The organism is Kineococcus gurbantunggutensis (assembly GCF_050871925.1).
GTDB lineage: Bacteria > Actinomycetota > Actinomycetes > Actinomycetales > Kineococcaceae > Kineococcus.
Window position 1 is genome coordinate 1 of record NZ_JBJLSG010000005.1, and the last position, 19,728, is coordinate 19,728.

15 protein-coding genes are annotated in these 19,728 nt (G+C 75.9%); 1 reads left to right on the forward strand and 14 read right to left on the reverse strand.

Features of this window, described 5'->3' with window-relative positions; all coding sequences use genetic code 11:
* Positions 1-182: 182 nt before the first annotated feature.
* From ACRYR7_RS01340 to ACRYR7_RS01405, 14 genes are all read right to left on the reverse strand, one after another.
* The gene (locus tag ACRYR7_RS01340; RefSeq protein ID WP_432570270.1) at positions 183-1,178 is read right to left on the reverse strand and encodes a glycosyl hydrolase; all 996 of its coding nucleotides are present in this window, start codon (positions 1,176-1,178) and stop codon (positions 183-185) included.
* A 20-nt stretch (positions 1,179-1,198) separates the two neighbouring features.
* Complete coding sequence (locus ACRYR7_RS01345; protein ID WP_432570271.1) at positions 1,199-2,815, reverse strand: lipopolysaccharide biosynthesis protein; 1,617 nt, start codon at positions 2,813-2,815, stop codon at positions 1,199-1,201.
* Positions 2,812-3,831, reverse strand: a complete 1,020-nt coding sequence (locus ACRYR7_RS01350; protein ID WP_432570272.1) for a polysaccharide pyruvyl transferase family protein — start codon at positions 3,829-3,831, stop codon at positions 2,812-2,814. The genes ACRYR7_RS01345 and ACRYR7_RS01350 overlap by 4 nt, the downstream gene beginning before the upstream one ends.
* Positions 3,832-3,969: 138 nt before the next feature.
* Positions 3,970-5,091 carry a glycosyltransferase gene (locus ACRYR7_RS01355; protein ID WP_432570273.1) on the reverse strand — a complete coding sequence of 374 codons (1,122 nt, stop codon included), beginning with the start codon at positions 5,089-5,091 and terminating at the stop codon, positions 3,970-3,972.
* A gap of 205 nt (positions 5,092-5,296) precedes the next feature.
* Positions 5,297-8,146 carry an OmpL47-type beta-barrel domain-containing protein gene (locus ACRYR7_RS01360; protein ID WP_432570274.1) on the reverse strand — a complete coding sequence of 950 codons (2,850 nt, stop codon included), beginning with the start codon at positions 8,144-8,146 and terminating at the stop codon, positions 5,297-5,299.
* Positions 8,147-8,152: 6 nt separating this feature from the next.
* Entirely contained in the window at positions 8,153-9,271 is a 1,119-nt protein-coding gene (locus ACRYR7_RS01365) for a glycosyltransferase (RefSeq protein WP_432570275.1), read from the reverse strand.
* Positions 9,272-9,540: 269 nt separating this feature from the next.
* Positions 9,541-11,034: a glycosyl hydrolase gene (locus ACRYR7_RS01370; protein WP_432570276.1), complete on the reverse strand. Its 1,494-nt coding sequence runs from the start codon at positions 11,032-11,034 to the stop codon at positions 9,541-9,543.
* 262 nt (positions 11,035-11,296) lie between these two features.
* The gene (locus ACRYR7_RS01375) at positions 11,297-12,544 is read right to left on the reverse strand and encodes a glycosyltransferase family 4 protein (protein ID WP_432570277.1); all 1,248 of its coding nucleotides are present in this window, start codon (positions 12,542-12,544) and stop codon (positions 11,297-11,299) included.
* Positions 12,541-13,812: an O-antigen ligase family protein gene (locus ACRYR7_RS01380; protein WP_432570278.1), complete on the reverse strand. Its 1,272-nt coding sequence runs from the start codon at positions 13,810-13,812 to the stop codon at positions 12,541-12,543. Before ACRYR7_RS01380 ends, ACRYR7_RS01375 begins: the two co-directional genes overlap by 4 nt.
* Positions 13,813-13,819: 7 nt before the next feature.
* Positions 13,820-14,518 (reverse strand): YveK family protein, encoded by a 699-nt coding sequence (locus ACRYR7_RS01385; protein WP_432570279.1) that lies wholly within the window; start codon positions 14,516-14,518, stop codon positions 13,820-13,822.
* A gap of 167 nt (positions 14,519-14,685) precedes the next feature.
* A complete protein-coding gene (locus ACRYR7_RS01390) occupies positions 14,686-15,894 on the reverse strand; it encodes a right-handed parallel beta-helix repeat-containing protein (RefSeq protein ID WP_432570280.1) in 1,209 nt (402 codons plus the stop codon).
* A gap of 215 nt (positions 15,895-16,109) precedes the next feature.
* A complete protein-coding gene (locus tag ACRYR7_RS01395) occupies positions 16,110-16,616 on the reverse strand; it encodes an acyltransferase (protein WP_432570281.1) in 507 nt (168 codons plus the stop codon).
* Between the two features lie 25 nt (positions 16,617-16,641).
* On the reverse strand, positions 16,642-17,505 hold the full coding sequence (locus tag ACRYR7_RS01400; protein ID WP_432570282.1) for a glycosyltransferase: 864 nt from the start codon (positions 17,503-17,505) through the stop codon (positions 16,642-16,644).
* A gap of 79 nt (positions 17,506-17,584) precedes the next feature.
* Positions 17,585-18,487 (reverse strand): right-handed parallel beta-helix repeat-containing protein, encoded by a 903-nt coding sequence (locus tag ACRYR7_RS01405; protein ID WP_432570283.1) that lies wholly within the window; start codon positions 18,485-18,487, stop codon positions 17,585-17,587.
* Positions 18,488-18,760: 273 nt separating this feature from the next.
* On the opposite strand from ACRYR7_RS01405, the gene ACRYR7_RS01410 reads away from it, so the two are divergent.
* On the forward strand, positions 18,761-19,651 hold the full coding sequence (locus ACRYR7_RS01410; protein ID WP_432570284.1) for a hypothetical protein: 891 nt from the start codon (positions 18,761-18,763) through the stop codon (positions 19,649-19,651).
* Positions 19,652-19,728: the final 77 nt, after the last annotated feature.

Here is a 19,728-nt window from a genome sequence, read left to right on the forward strand (position 1 = left end):
CCCCCCCCCCCCCCCCCCCCCCCCGCCCCCCCCCCCCCGCGGCCCGCCGCCCCCACCCCCCCCCACACCCTCCCCCCCCCCGCGCCGGCCCCCCCCCCCCCCCCCCCCCCCCGCCGCGAGCGTGCGAGGAGGCGGTGACCACCCCGGGACCCCCGGGGGGCGGTCACCGCCTCCTCGCGCGTTCAGCCCGCCGACGCCTCGGCGCCGGGACCGACCAGCCGCAGGTAGGTCGAGGCCGCCTCGGGGTTGCAGCCCTCGTCCAGCCGGAACTCGCACGGCTGCCGGGGGTCGTTCGTGCGGTTGTAGTAGGCCTCGTAGGCCAGGACGTCGCTGTTGTCGCGGAAGAGGGCGACCATGCCGGCCACGTACGCCGCCGCGTCGGCGTCGGGGGCGTTGGTGCCGTCCACCCCCCACTCCGGCACCGCGAACTCGACGCCGCGCTCGCGGGCGAACTGCGCATAGCGGCACAGGCCCTGCGGGCGCTCGGGCGTGCCGGCCCAGCACTGCTCGCGCCAGTCCTGCGCGCTGCGCACGTCGTGGCTGAGGTACACGTCGTTGCTGACGATGTCCACGAGACCGTCACCGGGGTAGACGTCGGCGATGTTCGTGGCGCCGCGGGCGGAGCCGTAGTTCAGCTCGATCCGCACGTCCGGGGCCCGCTCGCGGAACACCGCGGCGAAGCGCTGGAAGCACTGCCGGTACAGCGGCACGGCCCGTTCCAGGCCGCCGTTGCGCGGGGCGCTCACGCCCCAGGGGTACCACCCGGCCGAGCCCTCCCACCCCGGCCGCACGATCGCGCTCCCGAAGCCGTACCGGACGAAGCCCTCCGCCATGGCGCGGAAGTGCCCGTCGTTGCCCCCGGCCGCGCACAGCTCGAGCGTCTGCCCCGGCTCCTCGGTGACCAGCGGGACGGCGTAGCTGAGCAAGCGGTCCTCCCCCTCCTGCGCCGCCTCGCGCAGCCCGTAGGTCGGCACCGCCGCCGCCCAGGTGTCGGCGCTGTTCCAGGTGACCCGCACGTCGGCGGGCCGCCCCCGCCACTGCTCGAAGCTGGCGATGCCCTTGTCGTCGGAGCCGCCGCTGCGCCACGGCAGTCCCGACCGGTGCTCGTCCGGGCCGCGCTGCAGCAGGACCAGCGCGACCGTGAGCGCCACCAGGAGCAGCGAGCAGGCGAGCAGCACCGCTCGGCGTCGTGGGCGGGTCAGCGCGCGGCTCCGGACGAGGGGTGCCGGTCCCCGGCGGGAGCGGCTGGGGCGGTCTCGCGGCGCACCGCGTCCGCCTGCTCCGGAACGGCTCGCGCCCCGGCCGGCGGGCGCCTGCGGGCCGCGGCGCGGACCGTGGCGAGCGTCTCGCGCACGAAGCGCCGGTCCACCAGGACCAGCACCACGGCGAAGACCAGCGCGAAGGCGGCCCCGGCCGCCACCAGGCGCAGCAGCGGGTCCGCGTCCTCCAGCAGGTGGCGCACCAGCTCCCCGGTCCCGGCCGCCGGCGCGGTGGCCAGCACGGGACGGACCCACTGCAGCAGGTAGCGGCCCACCGGCAGCCCGGTGACCCTGCGCAGGAAGGCGATGCGCACCGGCCACAGGCCGTAGGAGCGCACCGCGAGCAGCACGCACACCAGCATCAGGCCCTGCAGCGACCCCAGGGCGGCCGCCAGCGCCGTGCCCGCGGCCGTCAGCCCGGCCACCACCAGCTCCAGGCCGGGGCGCCCGGCCGCGTAGAGCACGCTGCGGTCGAAGAACGTCACCGAGTACACCAGGCCCACCAGGCACAGCACCTGCGCCAGCGGCACGGCCTCGCCCCACTGCCGGCCGAAGACCACCGGCACCAGGTCCGGGGCCAGCACGGCGATGGCGACGAAGGTGGGCGCGGCCACGGACACCGACAGCTTCGTGGCCCGGAACAGGGCCCGCACCGTCAGGTCCCGGTCGCCCTTCAGGCGGGAGAACACCGGCAGCGCCACCCCGGACATCACCCCGGTCATGACCTCGGTGACGAGCATGAGGATGCGCCAGGCGACGTAGTAGTAGCCCAGCGCCTCGGTGCCCAGCAGGGCCCCCACGATGAGCTTGTCGGCGTTGTTGACCAGCCAGGTCATCAGGTCCACGCCCAGGACGCCGCCGCTGAAGCGCACCAGGCCCTTCCACCGCGCGCGGTCGAAGGCCAGGCCCGGCCGGAAGCGGGTGGCGGCGTAGAGCACGACCACGGAGGCCGCGGTGGTGCCCAGCGTCTGGCCGACCAGGGCCCACACGCCCGCGCCGGTGGCGGCCAGCACCACGCCCGCCACGCCGCCGACGAGCACGGAGACCAGCCGGCGCACGGCCAGCTCGCGGAAGCGGAACTCCCGCGACAGCAGGGCCTGCGGCACGCTGGAGGCCGCCTGCAGCAGGAACCCGATCGACAGCCAGCGCAGCACGGCCGTCAGCTGCGGCTCGTCGTACAGGTCCGCCACCAGCGGCGCGGTGAAGAACATCGTCAGCGTCAGCAGGGCCGACACGCCCAGCCCCACCCAGAACGCCGTGCTGGTGAAGGCCCGGTCCGGGCGGTCCTCGACGACGAGCGCCTGGCTGAACCCCTGGTCCACCAGGATGCGCACGAGGTCCAGGACCACCTGGGCGATCGCGATGACGCCGAAGACCGTCGGGTCCAGCATCCTGCTGAGCAGGACGAACACGAGGAGCTGGGCGAGCCGGGCACCCCACTTCTCCAGGACCGACCACGCCGCCCCGCGCAGCGCGCGTGCGCCGATGCCGGAGGTGGCGGTCGCGGCGGAGGCCGCCGGGCCGTCGGGGGGCGGCGTGGTGGTCCGGTCGGTCATCCTGCGGCCAGCTCCTGGAACACCTCGCGCGCCTTGACGACGGCATCCTTCGCGTTCGTCTCGATGTGGGCCAGCGGCGAGTCGGCGAGCCAGGTCTCGTGGTAGCTGCGGATCTTGCCGTACCCGGAGTCGACCGCGACGTGGGGGATGCCCAGCAGCTCGGCGAGCAGGTGCGCGTGCAGGCGGTCGGTGAGGACGACGCGACCGCGGCTGAGGAACTCCAGGCCCCGCTGCACCTGCTTCTCGGCGAGCCACTCGTAGGACCAGCCCTGCCGGCGCTCCAGGCGCCCAAGGTCGCGCAGCGGGCGCGGCGAGCGGGCCAGGCCCAGGTTCATGCGCAGCAGGAACCCCTCGGGGTGCACGGCCGGCGGGCGGGGGCGGCCCCAGTCCACCGGCGAGAGACCCTCGGCCTCGGCCACCGGGCCCAGCGCCTCGCCCAGCGTCTCGTGGTCGGTGCGGGCGAGGGTGAAGACGTCCTCCGTCGCCGGGTGGCTGCGCTGCTGGGCGCCGAGCATGAACGCCATGTCGGGGGCCAGCATCACGTGGCAGTCGAAGGACTCCTGCGCGATGCGGTGGCTCTGGTGGTCGCGCACCACGAGGACGAAGTCCCGGTGCCCGGCGATGAGGCGCTGCGTGCGCTCCATCGCCGACTTCTCCCGGAAGTGGATCGACTGGGGCATCTGGATGACGCGACGGTCCGGGAAGTCCTCGATGACCCGCTCGCGGAACCCGTGGAAGTGCGGCCACAGGTCGCCGAAGTTCCCGCCGCCGTGCAGCAGCACCGCGGTGGAGGCGGGCAGGGCGGCGATGTCCTCGCGGCGGTAGGTGCCCGTCTCGCACCGGTACACCACCCGGCAGCCCAAGGCGCGCGCGAGCGCGACCTCTCCCCGCCAGATGGCGCTGTCGCCGCAGTTGCTGTGGTTGGGGAAGTCCAGGAGCGCGACGTCACGGCCCTGCAGCAGGGGCCGGAAGGCTTCGAGCGTGGACTCCTGCAGGTCGGTGATGACGGTCGACATCGGTTCTCCTGACGAGTGGGGGCGCGGAGCCGGCCCTGCGCGGCAGGGGTCCGGGCAGCGGTGCGCGCTCGGGTCCAGGGGGTCGGTCGGACCGTACCGCAGCGGCACGGTCCGTGATCGGAGCCGGTGGGGCGGTGCTCAGGGCGTCCGGTTGGCGCGCCGCTCGGCGACGAGCTCCTGGACCGCCTCGGCCCACGGGGTCAGGACGCGGTCCCAGCTGTAGCGGTCCGCGACGGCGGCGGCCCCGGCCAGGCCCAGTCGCTCGGCCTGCTCGGGGTCCTCCAGCAGCTCCACGACCCGCTTGGCGAAGTCGGCCGGCTCGTCGGCGATGACCACGCCGCTGCCGACGAGCTCCTCCAGGCCGTCCGCGCCCACCGAGGTCGCCACCACCGGGCGCCCGGCGGCCAGCGCCTCCAGGATCTTCAGGCGGGTGCCGCCGCCGGCGCGCAGCGGGGCCAGCGCGACGCGCGCGCGCGCCAGGTAGGGCTGCACGTCCGGCACCGTGCCGGTGACGGTGAGCCCGTCGCCGGCCAGGGCCAGGGTGGCGGGGGAGGGGTCGCGCCCGACCAGGGAGGCGAGCGCCGACGGCGACGCCGCGCGCACCAGCGGCCACACCTCGCGCGCCAGCCACTGGGCGGCGTCGGCGTTGGGCTTCCAGCCCAGCGTGCCGACGAACACCGCCACCGGCTCGGTGGCCGGCGGCAGCACGGGGCGCGGTTCCCAGCCGTTCAGGGCCGTCACCGCGCGCCGCGGCCGGGCGGGCAGGCGCTCGGCGTCCTTGGCGCTGACCACGGAGACCAGGTCCGCGGCCCGCACCGCCGCGCGCTCCACGCGCTCCAGCAGGCGGGCCTCGACCAGCGAGGCGACCTTGCGGGCCGGGGGGGCGGAGGCGGCGTAGCTGGCCACCAGGGCGGCCTCGGCGTTGTGGCAGTCCAGCGCGCGCACCAGCGCGGCGGGCCCGGGCGTGCGCAGGTACGCGCCCAGCTGCGAGTACTCCACCTGCAGCAGGTCCGGGCGCTGGGCGGCGACCTGCTCGCGCACCAGCGCGGCCAGCCGAGCGTCGTAGAAGCGCGCCGCCGACAGGCTGCCCCCGGGCACGAGGCCCTTGAGGACCGTGGCCGGGCCTGGCCGCCAGGGCACCTCGTGCACCGTGACGCCCTCGGCGCGCAGCGCGTCGGCGTCGCCGGTCCCGTCGGAGAAGCAGCACAGGGTGGTGGGCCCCATCGCCGCCAGCCGGCGGACCACGGCCAGGGAGCGCAACCGGCCGCCGGCGTTGGCCGGGAACGGCGTGAACTTGGTGACGACGACGCTTCTCAGGGTGGGCCTCCGCTGCTCGTGGCGCGGCCCGCCCCGGGGGACACCCCGTGGAGGGCCCCGCCGTCGGGACTGCTGCTGGTGCTGCTACCGGGTCCCGGGAGCCGCCGCGCGGGCTGCTCCCGGGACCCGGCCGGGTGGTGCGGGCCGGTTACTGCGCCGTCACCGCGAAGGAGGAGACCGTCGCGGTGTAGGGGGTGGTGCTGCCCCCGCCCGACACCAGGACGCCCGCCTTCGCGGAACGGCCGAACCACCGGCTGACGTCCGCCGGGCTCACCGTGGTCGTGCCGATCCGGACGGGGGCCCCGCCGTCGATCGCGTACGACACGCTCACCTGCGTGAGCGGGTAGCTGCGCACCTTGTTCGGGTCGGAGGCGGCCGCGATCGGGTCGGGCACGCTCGTGTTGCCCTGGACGATCAGGTCTACCGTGCTCGCCGAGGTGACCGCCGGCACCGAGGTGGTGGCGATCGTCCGGGCGGTGCCCTTCTCGCTGAAGAAGAACGTCGCGTGCGGGTCGGTGCCGGTGCCCTGGAACTCGACCTCCGCCTTGACGAAGTTCGACTGGTCCGGGCCGAAGAAGGCCGCGACCTGCTGGTACGGCTTGGTCAGCCCCGTGATCGGCCCCTTGACGCGGGCGCGGACGGTGAACGGCCCGGTCGAGGCGTCGAACGACTTGTACAGCGCGTTCTGCTGCCGGCCGTCGGCGAGCTGGCCGGCCGTGGAGGTCATCCGCAGGCCGTCCGGCGTGAACGACATCGCCGCCGCGTTGCACTGGGTGCCGGCGGTGTTGGGCAGCACCCCGTCGAAGCCGGTGACCCCGCAGTCGGTGCCCACCGTGCCGCCGGCGGCCAGGTTCACCGTGGTGGCGGCGCCCGGCAGCGGCGCGGGGGCCTGCGCCGGTGCGGCGTTGCGCAGCACGAGCACGACGTCCTCGAAGTCGTTGTTCTTGTAGGACGGCACGCGGGTGATGTCGACGCCCACGATCCAGGTGTTGGGCACGAGCCGCCGGTCGGCGGTGTAGGCCGGGTACACGCGGATGCTGTGCAGGTGGTGCAGCGGGGTGATCGTCGCACCGGAGGTGGAGCGGGCGTGGTTGAAGCCGTCGTCGGTGTAGTTCACGTCGCCGTAGTCGCCGTGGTACAGCCCGAACGCGCCGCCGGGGCGGAACGTCGTGGTCCCGGTGAACTCTGGCATGAGCTCCTGGTTGGCCGTGTAGGCGCTGGCGGTGTCGCCGGGGAAGAGGAAGAGCTGCTTGCAGGTGGAGCTGCAGCCCGTCGCGCCGGTGGCGCCCTGGGAGATCCAGCCCGTGCGGCCGTAGCCCGAGGCCGCGGTGTTGCGGCTGCCGTAGTGCGCCACCGGGGTGAGCGTCACCGGCTGCGAGGCGTCGGCGGGGACGAAGTAGGGGTTGTACACCTCGTCGGAGCCGGGGGAGTTGCGCTGGGGCCCGATGAACCGCTCGTTGCCGAAGGTCCGGTACGTCTTCACGTCGTAGCCCAGGGCGTCGACGACCTGCTGCAGCGTGGGCTCGTTGTTGCCCTCCACGTTGCACGTCACCACGCCCGAGACGTCCACCGAGCCGGGACCGGACGGCGTGCTGTACGTCAGGCGGGCCTCGCGCACCATGTCCGCGATGGCGGTCGGGTTGGCCGAGGAGGGGCAGTTCGTCGGGTCGGTGGGCGTGAAGACCACCGAGACCTGCGCCGTGCCGCCCGCGGGCACCGTGACGGAGGACGGCTGGCCGGGGGCCAGGGCGAAGCTGCCGGCGTCCTCACCGGCGGTGGCCAGGCCCGACAGCGCCAGCGGCGTGCCGCCGGTGTTGGTGAAGGTGAACGAGCGCGCCGGCGGGGCCGGGCGGCCGCGCACCGTGCTGAAGACCAGGCGGGGGGTGGGCAGGCCCAGCGCGGCGTCGTCCGGGGAGGAGGCCACGAGGGTGCCGGCCGGGGCGGCGGCGGCGCGCGTCCAGGTCGCGCTCGCGGTGCCGGTGTTGCCGGCCCCGTCCGTCGCGGTGACCACGACGGTGTGCGCGCCGGGCTCGGCCACGGAGAACGGGGCGGTGTACGGCAGCGGCGCGCCGCCGTCCAGGGCGTACGTGATCCCGGCCAGGCCGCTGCCGCCCTGGTCGGTGGCGGCCGCGGTGACGGTGACGTCCTGCGCGTAGGCGCCGGACGCGTCGCGCTCGCCGGACAGCGCCACGGTGGCGACCGGGGCGGTGGTGTCCACCGGGGCCGTGACCACGGGGGAGACGTCGACGAAGGCGATCTTGGTGTTGACGCCGGTGGCGGGCGAGAGCGTCAGCCGCCCGTCGCTCACCCTCACGCGCGAGGTCGTCGTGCGGAACGGCTCGGCGCTGGTGAGCTTGACGGCGTCGACGATCGTCACGGCGTCCGCCCCGCCGGGCTCGGCCACGATCGTGTGCGTGGAGTTGTAGGCGGTGGCGTCGCCCACGGCGACGGTGACGTCGTAGGTGCCGTCGGCCAGCGCGTACTCCCAGCGGCCCGGGCGGGCGGTGCCGCCGTAGGCGCTGGTCGTCTGCTGCATCTGCACGATCGTGTCGTAGCGCTTGTCCGGGGAGACGGCCGAGTTGCGCTGCCGGCCGTTGCCCACCAGGGACAGCGGGGCGCCGGTGACGTCGTCCAGCCAGCCGGAGCCGGTGGTGTCGCTGTAGGGCTGGCCGTGGTCGGCGGTGTAGCCGGGGAAGGTGGCGGCGGCCTGGCTCTGGAAGTCGACCCGGGCGCTGGTGCGCGTGGCGTCCTCGGCGGCGGTGGCCGCCGGGGCCTGCGCGAGCGGGACCAGGACGGCGAGGGCGGTGCCCGCGACGATCGGGGCGCCGGGGCGGCGGTGGCGCGCGGTGGTGGTGATGTCCCCTCCCGGGGCGGGAGCAGCCCGAGGGGCTGCGGAGCGGCGGTGGACGGGGCGAACGCTACTGCGTCCGGGGGAGCGGGGGAACAGTTCGTGACCCGCCGAGCGCGGGCCGGAACGTTTTCCGCCCCCACCGGACACGCCCCGTCACTTGGTCGGTACCGAGAGTTCCTGCCGAGAGGTGACGAGCGCCTCGCTGAGGGCCACGTGCCGCGCGGCGTACCCGGCGTCGGTGAGCTCCGCGCGCTGCACCCGGTGCCGCATCCCGGCCACCAGGGCCGGCCCCGAGGAGCGGGCGACGTCGCGCACCGCCTCCCACCACGAGGTCGCGCCCGCGCCCTCGGGCACGTACCGCACCGCCTCGTCGCCGAAGTACTCGCGCAGCCCGCCGGTGTCGCTGACCACGCACGGCAGCGACCACGTGGCGGCCTCGAGCAGCACGGTGATGCCCGAGGCGTGCAGGTTGCGCTTCAGCGGCAGGCACACCACGTCCGCCGCCGCGTAGGCGTCCGCCGTCTCCTCCACCCGCCGCGCGGGCCGCACGTGCAGGTTGGGCAGCCCGGCCGCGAAGGAGGGGTCCAGGCGCTTGGTGACCAGCGTGACGTCCACCTCCGCACCGCCGGCCCGCGCCAGCTCGCGCAGCAGCTCCCAGTCGCGGTGCACGTCGTTGCCCAGGCACAGCACGCGCACGGGGCGGGGGGTGCCGTCCGCGGCGTCCGCGGCGTCCGCGGCGGGGGCGCTGCCCGGCCACGGGTCGGCGCGCACGCCGAAGGGCACCACCTCGACCGGGGCGCCGGTCAGCGCGCGCAGGAAGGCGGCGTTGTCCGGGGCCAGGGTCGTCAGCGACTCCAGGTGCCCCAGGCACCAGCGGTACAGCGCGCGGCGCGGGGCGGACCACTCCCGCCAGCGGTCGGCCACCCACACCGACTGCGCCACGACCGGCGGCAGGTCGCGGCCCAGGCCCTTGAGCAGGCCCAGGGCCAGGTGCTCGCGCTCGGTGTGGGTCCACACCACGTCCGCCTCGCGGGCCAGCGGCACCTGGCGCAGCACGTGCAGCAGGTCGAAGCCGAGCACCTTGTACACGGCCCGGCGGGTGAAGGAACCCACCGGCCCCTCGCGGCGGTCGCGGGAGAACGTCACGCTCACCCCGTCGCCCTCGGCGAGCCCGTAGCCGTACGGGGTCTGCTCGTACACCTCCCCGCGGCGGTACCGCTCGCGCCAGGCGGGGTCGCCCTTGCCTTGCTCCAGCAGAACGAAGACGCGCATCGGCACCTCTCGGGTGGGGGACCCGGCCGCCGCCCGCGCGGGGAGGCGACCGGGTCCGGTGGTCCAGGTCTGGCTCGTGGATCGGCCCGCGTCGGACGTCGCCGTCCCGCAGCGGACGGTACTACGCCGGGGACCGGACGTGATCGGGACCGGGCGGGAACCCGGGACCGGACCGGGTGGGAACCGAGGGCTGGACCTGGACCGGGAGCGGAACCGGGTGCGCCCCCGCGGCGGGGCGGTGAGCACCCCGCCGCGGGGGCGGCACCGCCTCAGGCGGTCTTGAACGTGGCCGTGACCGTGCGCTTGGCGCCGTCCCAGCCGGTGACGACCGCCGAGAGCGTGTGCGTCCCGGGGCTCATCGCCGCACCGTCGATCGGGTTCGCCCGGCCCGAGATCGCCGACACCCCGTCGGCGTGGAACGGCGCGTCGGACTCCACGTGCGTCGGTGTGCCGGAGGTGGGGGTGTCGAGGTAGAAGGCCACCGAGCGCGCCTGCGCGGCGGAGACCTCGGCGGTGACGTACACCATCCCGCGCAGGGTCGAGCCGTTCAGGGCGTACCCGGTGCCGGACCCGTCGGAGTTCTTCGTCCACTGCAGCACGGTCCCGGACGTCGCGGTGGGGCCGCTGGAGGCGGTGGTGCTGCCGGGCACGAAGCCCTTGCTCCACAACGACTTGTAGGTCGCCTTGGCGTTGGGGAACGTGCTGCCGGTGATCTTGTGCTTCTCCGCGGAGGAGGGGTCGTAGTTGAAGTAGCTCTCGAAGAGCACGTTGTTGTTGGAGACGTACTCGTACACCTTCTTGATGAAGTACGAGTCGTCACCGCCGCCCCAGCCGCTGGACAGGCTGCTCAGGCCCCACTCCGCCAGCGCGATCGGCTTGCCGTGCTGCTTGCCGAAGTCGGCCAGCCAGCGCAGGCCGAAGTCCTGGTCGTAGAAGTGGCCCCAGCGGGCCACGGTCTCCTCCGGGCGGAAGTTCTCGCTGTGGTCGTACAGCGAGGCGCCGACGGCGTCGACCCACGCGTCGCCCGGGTAGGCGCGGTCGGTGGCGAAGGTGCCCAGGGAGTTGCCGCTGCCCGGCGCCCACAGGAACGTGAACCGCTGCCCGGACACGGACCTCATGGCGCCCACGGCCTGCCGCCAGAACGCGACGTACGAGGCGGGGTCCTGCTTGGCGCTCCAGGTCTGGCAGGAGCAGTTCATCTCCCAGCCCAGCCGAACGACGGAGTTCGCCTGGCCGGCGTTGACGAGGTTCTGCGCCACCTTCTTGAAGTGGCTGTTGTAGGCGCCGGTGGCGCCGGTCTTCAGCGACGCCCCCGACTCGGGCAGCATCGGCACCGACCAGTGCATCCGGTACCCCCTGCCCTTCCAGAGGTTCATGGGGTACGGGTCGGTGATCTGCGACCAGCTGGTCTCGGGCAGGAAACCCGTGACGATCTGCAGCTTGCGGCCGGTGAGGTTGGAGAACGCCGTGGCGTCGCTGCTCGGGCGGACGAACGCCCCGTGCAGGGTTCCGGTCCCCGCGGCGGCGGTCTGCGCCGGGGCGGTGAGCAGGCCGGCCGCGGCGGCCAGCGCGGCGAGCGCCGTGCCCAGCCGTGCCGCGCGCCGGCGCCACGGACGGGCGCCCCCGCGCCCTCCGGCGCCGGCGTGCGGCGGGTGGTCGTGGCGCAGGCGGTCGTGGTCCAGGGGCTGCTCGCCGCTCGGCGACGGGCAGTGGTTCTGCGCAGCGGAGGGGGAAACGGGCGTGCGGAAGGGAGATAGGCGCATGGTCGTCTTCCGGTTCGGGAGGACGGTGCCCGGGAGGACGGCCGTCGCCGGCCGCGCGCCCCCCCGGACCGCTCAGTCCGCCCTCCCGAAAGGGCGCCGCCCTCGTGGGACCGCAGTCATCACGGTGCAGGGCGTAGCCGTTTCACCCGTTCGGGCGATCCGGCCGTCGCAGAATGTGCCCTATCAACTACCGTGATCGCCAGTCGTGTGATCCAGCTCTCACCGTCCCGGCGCGTTCCTGCCGTCGTGTCGGCTGGACGTTTCAGCGGGGTCCCTGCAGGTCAGCGCGCGTGTCGGCCTCCCGCTGCGCGACCGGCGCTGCGCTGCGCGGCGCCGGCACGGCAGGACCCCGACCGCCCTCCCCGCGGGCCCCCGAGCGCCCCGCCAGGCGCGCCGCGAGCGCCCGCAGCGGGCGCGCCGAGGGCCCCGAGACCGCGAAGCGCAGGTACTCGCGGGCGACCCGCGCGGGGTCGTGCCGCTCGGCGGCCACCCGCCGCGCCCGCTGCGCGAGCTCACCGGCGGCCACCGGGTCGTCCAGCACCCCGCGCACCGCGGCGGCCAGCGACGCCGCCGAGCCGGCCCGGAAGCGCCGGCCGGTCACGCCGTCCTCCACCAGGTCCCGCGCCCCGCCGCGGTCGGGCACGACCACGGGCACCCCGGCGAGCTGCGCCTCGACCACCGTGCGGCCCAGCGCCTCCTCGTCGTTGGCGACCACCACGCACGACAGCCCGCTCACGACCCGCTCGCGCGGCACGCGCCCCTCGAACACCGCGCGCTCGCCCAGCAGCTCGTGCGCGCGCCGGCGCAGCCCCTCGGTGTACGCCTCGTCCAGGCCGGAGGCGCCGCGCAGCACCAGCTCGGTGTCCGGCAGCAGCGCCACGGCCTCCAGGGCCAGCTCGATCCGCTTGTCCGCGTCCAGCCGGCCCACCACGCCGACCCGGTGCCGCTCGCCGGCGCCCTGCGCACCGCCGCCCGCGTCCTCCGCGTCCCCGCTCGCGCCGTCCCCGGTCGCGCCGTCCCCGCTCGCGCCGCCCTCGACGGGCCGGGCGAGGACCAGCAGCGCGGAGTAGTCCTGCGAGAGCTGGCTCGCGGCGAACCCGCTGACGGCGACGACGCGGTCGAACCACCACATCGCCACCCGCATCCGGCGGCGGCCGCCCTCCCCGGGCATGTAGTCGTGCAGGTCGAAGACCAGGGCCGGCCGCACGGCGGCCGGCAGCAGCCGCAGCGGGGCGAAGGCCGCCGCCAGCCGCAGGCTGCAGCACACCAGGGCCTCGGGCCGCTCGACAAGGGCCGTCCAGGCCAGGCGCGCGTAGAACCCCGCGCCGCGGGCGAGGCGCTTGGCGCCGCCCGGCCACTGCTCCACGAACCCGGGCGCCTGCGCCAGCAGGCCCACCCGGACCCCCTGGCGCGCCAGGTGCTGCGCCGTCACCAGCAGGCTCGTCTCCGCCCCCCACACGATGGCGCTGGTCGAGACGAAGACCGCGGGCAGTCGTTGTTCGCGCGTCACCGGGTCGCTCCGATCGTCGTGCGCGGCGGCGCCGCGCTGGTTGCGCCCGCGACCTGCCGCCGCGCGTGCACGACGGTCACCGCCAGCCAGGCGATGAGCAGCACGAGCCGGGGCTTGTCGAGGATGGACTCCACGCCGCCCTTGCCCAGCAGGCCGAGCAGGGCGCCGAGCGCGGCCACCTGCAGCGGCAGCAGCCGGGGCAGGCGCACCAGGCACTGCAGCACGCACGCCAGCAGCACCACCAGCAGCACCGCGGTGGCCGGCAGCCCGAACCGCAGCGGCAGGTCCAGGTAGATGTCGTGCGTCAGCGAGGTCCACGCCGTGCGGTCGGTCGGCCGGTCGTACAGCTGGTACTGGAAGCCCAGGCCCTCGCCCAGCCAGGGCGACTCGCGGATGCGCTGCACCGCGATCTCCAGCTGGTCCAGGCGCGACAGGCTCGACTCGGCCTTGCCGGTGCGGCGGAACGTGGCGTCCACCACGTCGGAGACCAGCGCCGCGATGGCGCCGGCCTTGACGAACGCCGCGACGGCCAGGGCCACCACGACCGCGGCGGCCACCGCGATGCCGCCGCCGCGCGCGGGGCGGACCCGCAGCCGCAGCACGACGGCCAGCGCCAGCGGCGGCAGGGAGAACAGCAGCGCCGCGCGCTGCCCGCCCAGCCCCACCAGCGCCACCGTCAGCAGCAGCAGGGGCAGCGCGACGAGCAGCCGGTCGCGCACCAGCGACACGGCCGCCACCGCGGCCACCACCGTGAACGGGTCCCCGCCGCCGCCGGTCACGAGCAGCGCCGCCGCGATCGGCAGCGTCAGCACCGGCAGCAGCGACTCGCACCGGTGCAGCCAGCGCGCCGGCGCGTCCGCCCAGGCGAGCACGAACGCCCACCCGTACAGCAGCAGGTGCCACTGGCCGAACATCAGGCGGACGTCGTGGCCGTTGGCCAGGCCCACGACGGTGCCGCCGACCCACACCGCGGTGACGAGCAGCAGCGGCAGCAGCACCGCGCGCGGCAGCACGGTGCGCCCGGCCAGCCACTTGGCCCCGCCCAGCGCGATGGCGGCGACCGCGAGCAGGTCGGTGACGCGCGCGCCGGCGAGCTTGACGCCGACGGCGTCGCTGCCCGCCGTGGGGTAGGCCCACACGTCGACCAGGTTGACGACGACGGCGGCGAAGGCGAGCAGGAAGGTGACGGGCACGCCGCGGGTCCCGGGCGCGCCGGCGGCCGGCCCGCCCGCCAGCTCGTGCGCCGCCGGCGGGGCGAGGGCGCTCACGACCGGGTCAGTCCGCGTGCCGGGCGCCGGCGCCGGCCAGCTCCTGACCGCCGGAGCGCGGGGCGCCCGGGGCGGTCGCGTCCAGGTGGACGCTGCGGCGCGAGGCCGCGGAGGCGGACTCCGCCACCAGCGCCGCGCACACCGCCAGCGCCAGGCCGGCCAGCACGCCCAGGGCCAGGCCCAGCGCCCAGCTCGGGCTCGCCGGCGAGGACGGGGCGGTGGCCGGCTGCACGAGGGTCAGCGCCACGGGGCTGGGGACGCCGCCGGCGGACTCCAGCTCGCCCACCGTGGTGACGAGCTGGCGCGCGACGGCGTCGGCGAGCTCGGCGGCGCGCGCGGCGGAGCCGTCCGCCACCGTCAGCTCCAGCACGACGGTGTCCAGGGGCACGGAGGTGGAGATGCGCGAGGCCAGCTCCTCCGGGCTCTCGGAGGAGCCGGTGGACTGCACCACCGGGGCCGTCACGGTCCGCGTCCTCGCCAGCAGCGCGTACGACTCCGCCCGGTCCTGCGCGAAGCCCGAGCCCTCGAAGGCCAGCTCGGGGTCCTGCGGGTTGCCCGGGGTGCTCACGAACACCGTGGCGGTCGCCTCGTACGTCCTGGGCAGCAGGGCCGTGGCCACCACCGCCAGCAGCAGCGGGACCAGGAAGGACACGGCGACCAGCCGCCGCCTGCGCCGGAGGGCGTGCAGGAACTCACCGATGCTCACGCGGGGGTACCTCCGGGGGTCGGGCGTCGACGGCTCGACCGGTGCGAGCCATCGTCCACCGTCGGAACTCGACGACCAGCCGTCGGCCGGGCGCGAGCGGATCGTACCCGTCCCGTGACCCTCCCGGTAGGCCCTGCGCCGTCCGGGTGCCCCCCTCGCCGGGCGGCTCACCAGCGGTCGACGGTGACCTCCTTGCCGGTCCAGCCCATGACGTTGCCGGTGAAGGTGACGTCCTTGCCGGTGGGCGCGATGACCGCGCCGTAGCGGCTGTTGTCCTCGAAGGTGTTGCGGCGGAACACCAGCCCGCTCACCGTGACGTCGCCGCGCACGTTGACGGTGTAGGAGCCGCCGCCGAGGCGGTTGTCCTCGACGACGACGTTCTCCAGCTTCCTCGAACCCGTCTCGGTGCCGACCATGATGGCGGCGTTGAGCGGGTCGCCGCCGTTGGAGGGGTCCAGGACGTTGCGGCGGATCACGACGTTGGACCCGGAGGTGGTCTGCAGCGCGTCGCTGTGCAGGCCGTCCTGGCGGGACATGTCGTGGATCCAGCTGTCCTCGATGAGCACGTTGCTGCCCCAGCGGGCGCCGTCGGCGGAGCCGTGCACGTTGACGCGGCGCAGGGTGTAGTTGCCCCAGCCCACGCCGACGTCGGCGCCGGTGGCGTCGATCTCGGTGTCCTCGACGAGCAGGTTGCGCGCGCCGTCGGCGACCTGCACGGCCACCTGGCGGCCCTGCCGGCGGCAGTTCACCTTGCTGTTGCGGATGACGACGTCGTCCGCCTTGACGACGACGCAGCCGTCGACCTGCACGCCGTCCAGGACGGTGCCGTCCCGGGTGATGACCTGGTCGCCGGTGAGCACGCGCTGGGCGCGGGCGCCGCGCAGGCCGGTGGTGAAGGCGCCGGGCCGGCCGTCGGTGGCCTGCACCCGCACGCTGCGCGCGGGGCGCGACGCGGCGGTGCGCCCGGTGCCGAGGCCGCTGGCGGGGTCGACGACCCGCAGGGTCTTGGCGACGCTGCTGCTGCTGCCGCCGCTGACCAGCTTCGCGGTGAGGCTGACGCGCCCGGACAGGCCCGACAGGTCCGCGGTCGCGGTGGCGGTCCAGTCGCCGCCGGCCGTGGTCGGTGCCGTGGCGGTCACCGCGGCGCTGACGACCCGACCGCCGACGCTGTAGGTCAGCGTGTCGAACGGCCTGGGCGACTGCGTGGTCAGCTGCACCGCGGAGGCGGGCACGCGGGCGTTGTTCACGCTCGCGCCGCCGTACGCGATCCAGGGCGAGGCGCTGGCGGCGTGCGCCGGGACGGTGCCCGCGGCGAGCACGGCGGTCGTGCCCACGGCGGCCAGGACGGCCTTCCAGGTGCGCTTCGTGCTGGGCACGGGGAGCCTCCGCTGCGGTGTCTTCGGGGACGGACTGTCCCCAGAGGCATCGGGTCGGCGGGCCCGTGAGCGCCATCGCCCCGGCGGGTGGGGCGAACGGGGTCGTCACCCGGGCGAACGGTGACGCAGCGTGCAGCGCGGGGGTCGCGCGGGCGCGACGGGGTGAGGCGTCCGGGCGACGTTCGCCCGGACGGGTGGCGCGGTGACGGCCCGCCTCAGGGCAGCTGGACCACCGTGCCGGCACCGCCGGCGTCCCCGGCGGTGCCTGCGGTGCCGGCCCGCTCGTCGGTGCCGCGGTCCAGCAGCCGGCCGTAGGGGCCGGTGGTGATGCCCGAGCGGATCACGCGGGCGGGGGAGCCGGCGACGATGCAGCGCGGCGGCACGTCCCGGGTCACCACGGCGCCGGCGGCCACGATCGAGCCGTCGCCGATCGTCACCCCCGGCAGCAGGATGCTGCCGGCGCCGATGAAGCAGTCCTCCCCGATGCGGGTGTCCGTCTTCTTCCCGCGCGTCATGTCGTGCGAGAGCACGATCACCTCCAGCGCGACGTAGCTGCGCGCGCCGACGTGCACGCCGCGCGGGTGGGTGCGGTCGAAGCGGGCGGACAGGCTGAAGGTGGCGGTGGGGTGGATGTCCATGCCCCACACCCGCACGTTGACCGCGCGCTTGGCCCCCACGATGCCCCGGCGCAGCCAGCGCAGCCGGTTGAGGGATCTCGCCATCGAGTGCTCCTCGGGGGTCGGGCCGTCAGGCGGCCGGGGTGCGGGAGGTCGTGTCGCGGTCCCAGGCGACGGGGGCGCCGCTGCTCAGCCGCCGCCGCGCGCGCAGCCGGGTCAGCAGCCCGACCGCGGCGTACACCGGCAGCGCCGGCCACAGCGCGGGGCGGGCGGCCAGGCGCCGCAGCACCGGACCCGGGCCCTGCGCCGCGCGGGCGGACTCGTGCTGCGCGTGCCCGGCGACCCGTGCGGCGGCGTGCTCGGCCACGCCGAAGCGCGCGCGCGTCTTGACGGCGAGCAGGGCGGCCAGGGTGCGCGGGGGGTGCACGGTGAACGTCGTGCCCGGCACCGAGACGCGCTCGCCGGGGGCGAAGAGGGCGCGCACGAACGTGTCGTCGCCGGTGGCGTCGGGGAAGGTGCCGAAGCGGGCCCGCCCGGCGCGCGAGAGCGCGTAGAAGCCGGAGCCGACCAGGTCGTCGGTGACGTACGGCAGCGCCGTCCACACCCGGTAGTACGCGCGCACCGGCCAGGAGGAGCGCGAGAGGTCCACCCGCAGGCGCGGGGCGGCGGCCAGCGCCGGGCCCTCGCGCAGCACGTCGAGCACGCGGCGCAGGTCCTGCCCGTCCACGGACACGTCGGCGTCGAGGTAGGCGCGCGGGAAGGCGGTGCACGCCTCGTCGCCGAGGTCCAGCGCGTGGGCCTTGCCGGGCACCGCGGTCTCCACCACGCGGGCGCCGGCGGCGCGGGCGCGCTCGGCGGTGTCGTCGGTGCAGGCGTTGGCCACGACGACGACCTCCAGGTCGCCGTCCCCGGCGCGCAGCGCGCGCAGGCACCGCTCGATCACGGCGCCCTCGTCGTGCGCGGGGACGACCACGCTGCCCCGGGGGGTGCTCACGGAGCGCACCGTAGCAGCAGCCGCACCGAGCGTGTCCGCTCGTCCGGGGGCGCCGCGGCGGCCCGCGCGGGCGGCGCGCTCAGGGCTCGTCGACCTCCACCGCGGCCCCCGAGCGGCGCTCGCGGTTGTCCTCCTCCACCTGCACCCTGCGCTCGGGGGCGATGACCGGCCCGTAGCGCGAGCCGTCGCCGAAGACGTTGCCGCGCAGCACGACCCCGGACAGGCCGTCGTCGTCGCGGACGTTGACGGCGTAGTTGCCCCCGTCCAGGTAGTTGCCCTCGATGAGCACGTCGGTCAGCCGGCCGGAGTCGTTCTCCGCCCCGAGCTGGACCGCGGCGTTGAGCACGTCGCCGGTGCTGGTGTCGGTGGGCACGAGGGTGTTGCCGCGCACGACGATGCCCTCGCCGCCGTTGGACTGCAGCGCGTCGCCGTGGAAGTCCTCGTGGCGCACCATGTCGTGCACCCAGCTGTCCTCCACCGTCACGCCCGTGCCCAGGCGCGGGCCGTCGAGCAGGGAGTGCGCGTTCACCCGCCGCAGCGTGTACCCGCTCCAGCCCACGGCCACCTCGGTGCTGCCCAGCCCGTCGATCTCGGAGTCCTCCACCACCAGGCCGCGGTCCTCGCCCTCGACGACGATCGCGCGCTGCTTGCCGCCGCAGCGGATGCGCACGTTGCGGATCACCACGTCGTCGGCCTTGACCGAGACGCACCCGTCGACGTCCAGGCCCTCGAGCACCCGGCCGTCCTCGGTCACCGTCACCGACCCCGACGGCTCCAGGTCGGTGCCCAGCGGCACGCCGGTGTCGTGGGGGCCGGGGAAGCCCTCCGGGATGCCCAGGGTGAGGGCCTGCTGGCGCAGCCGCTCGCGCTGGGCGGCGAAGGGGTCCTCGCGCTCGCCGCCGCCGCAGCCCGCCACGAGCACGAGCAGCGCGAGCACCGCGGCGCCGCGGCGGGGGAGGGCGGGGCGGGGCAGCCGGGGCACGCTCACCTCTCGGGGGTTCGTCCGGCGTGCTCGTCGTCGAGGACACCGCGGCCGGGCGGACGGGCACCGGCGGGAACCGGCTCCGCGGTCAGCATAGGGACCGACTGTGCCGATCGGGTGACGCAGCGAGCAGGCTGCGGGCATTCCCGCTACCACGGGTCACTGTGCAATGCTCTGCGTCGTCAGTCGGGGCCGGGCGGAGGTCGTCCGGCCTCCGCGCGACCCGAGGCCGCGCCCTGACCCCCGCGGGGGTGCCGAGACCGAGGAGAGCCCATGACCATCGGATCGCTGGTGCGGGTGCTCGCACACCGCTGGTACCTCACCGTCGTGGTCGCAGCCCTGGTGGCCCTCGCCTCCCGCGCGGCCTGGGTGCAGGCGCAGCCGCAGTACGAGACGAGCGCCACCTTCCTCGTCACCCCGAGCGTGGCGCTGTCGACCCCGCTGCCCGAGCAGGCGCCGGGCACGCAGCCGGGCAGCCGCAACCCCTTCTCGCTCTCCGGGGGCGCCGGCACCCTGGCGGCCACCGTCTCCACCGCGCTGAACACCGCGCCCGTGCAGGCCGAGGTGCTCGGCGCGTTCCCCGAGGCCGCCTTCAGCGCCGGCGACTCGCTCAGCAGCGGCGCGGCGCGCACCTACTTCCGGGTCTCCGCCAGCACCGCCGACCCCGCCGACGGCCCGGCCGTGATCGACGCGGCCCTGCAGGCGGCCAGCGCGCAGCTGCAGGAGGTGCAGCGGCGCGTGCAGGCCCCCGACAACGGCCTGTTCATCGTCATCCAGTCCACCCCCACCGACGGCCCGCTCGAGCTGTACCCGGACCGGGCGCGCGCCGTGGGCGCCGTCGCCCTCGGCGGCCTGGCCGCCGGGGTCGTGCTCGTCGTGCTGCTGGACCTGCTGCTGCCGCTGCTCGCCGCCCGCCGCACCGCCCGGCGCACCGGCACCCGCCGCGGCCCCGCCCACGACGCCGGCCACGACACCGCCCACGACACCGCCCGCGACACCGCCCGCGACACCGGCCACGACACCGCCCGCGACGCCGGTGCGGGCACCCCCGAGCGGGCGGTGCGCGCCGGTGAGGCCCGGCGCGAGGACGTCGACCTGCGCGCGGGCGGACCGGCGGCCCGCGCCGCCCGGGAGCGGGCGGGCAGCACCGCCCGGTCCTCCTGAGCCCGCGCACCGCGGCGGCGGCCCTGGGGCGCGCCGTCGCGGACCCGCTGCGCGCCCTGCCGTCCCGGGCGCGCCCG